General features: G+C 68.6%; 1 protein-coding gene and 1 pseudogene. Both read left to right on the forward strand.

All coding sequences use genetic code 11. The features are described from left to right. On the forward strand, window positions 1–561 hold a 561-nt coding region (locus VS93_RS26395; RefSeq protein ID WP_046472543.1), incomplete at its 5' end, for an ABC transporter substrate-binding protein. 402 nt (window positions 562–963) lie between these two features. After that, window positions 964–1,189: pseudogene (locus VS93_RS32320) on the forward strand (ABC transporter substrate-binding protein); the annotation flags it as partial.

The raw sequence follows: 1,189 nt of genomic DNA on the forward strand, positions 1-1,189 counted from the left end.
GATTCTTTCTCGGTCGAACTCCTGCCCACCGACCCCGAGGGGAAGCTCTCCGCGGTCGCCTCCGGCGAGGCCGACGGCCTGCTCGGCTTCTTCCACGACCAGGCGCCGATCCTGGCGGAGGAGACCGGCCGCGAGGTCGACGCGATGCTCTGGGCCGACTGGGGTCTCTCCTACTACGGCACCGGGCTCGTCGCCTCCAAGAGCACCATCGACAACGACGAGGACCTGGTCCAGCGCATGGTCACCGCCACACAGGAATCCTGGAGCGCCGCCCAGGACAACCCCGAGAAAGCGGTCGCGGCCATGGAGGGCGCCTCCGAGGAAATGCCCAGTAGGAAGGTTCTGGCCGAGCAGTTCGACCTCACCCTGGAGCTGATGCCCACCGAGGCGACCGAGGGCAGGGCACCCGGAGTCAACGCCGAGGAGGACTGGCAGCAGACCATCAACATCCTCGCCGAGACCGAGTTCACCGGGTTCGCCGAGACACCCGACGCGTACTGGACCGGCGAATACGCGCGGACCGGAGCCAGCGCCTTCGTGCAACACGGGCACGGGGCCTGATGGACCGGCGCCGTGGAGGGCACCGTCCCGGGGAGGCGAGCGGCGGTCATGGAGCGAGCGGCCTGCGGTCGGCGATGGGAGAAGGAGGCCCCAGGACCGCGGCCGTCCCGCCGCCCGGTACGGCACGGCGTTCCCGACCACCGTGAACGTGTCGCCGGAGCGGTCCGGGCGACCGGAGAGCGCGATCGGAACCGCACACACCCGCTCCCCGTGCGCCGGCCCGGGCCCCTTCAGGCTCCCGGACGCGATCCCGCGGGTAATGCTGTGTCGACCTGGCGCGCACCGCACCCAACAGCCCGGTGTGTAGCAGCACGCACCTGCCGCGGGGTTCTGGACCCCTGCTAGATCTACCTCACTGCACAGCCATGAACGCGTTCGCGCACATCCCGGGAAGGTTTCCTCGTGCCGAAACAGTTGAAGCTTATCCCTGGCACCGTCGCCATTCTGCTCACCACCGCCTGCGCGGGGGGCGGGACCGCCTCCGAGGAGGAAGGACCCGACAAGATCACTCTCACGCTCAACTGGTATCCCTACGGCGAGCACGCCCCGCTGTACTACGGCCTGGAACAGGGCATCTTCGAGGACTACGGGATCGACCTGAGCATCGAACCCGGAAAGGGCTCACAAC

This window comes from Allosalinactinospora lopnorensis (assembly GCF_000981225.1).
Classification (GTDB): Bacteria; Actinomycetota; Actinomycetes; order Streptosporangiales; family Streptosporangiaceae; genus Allosalinactinospora; species Allosalinactinospora lopnorensis.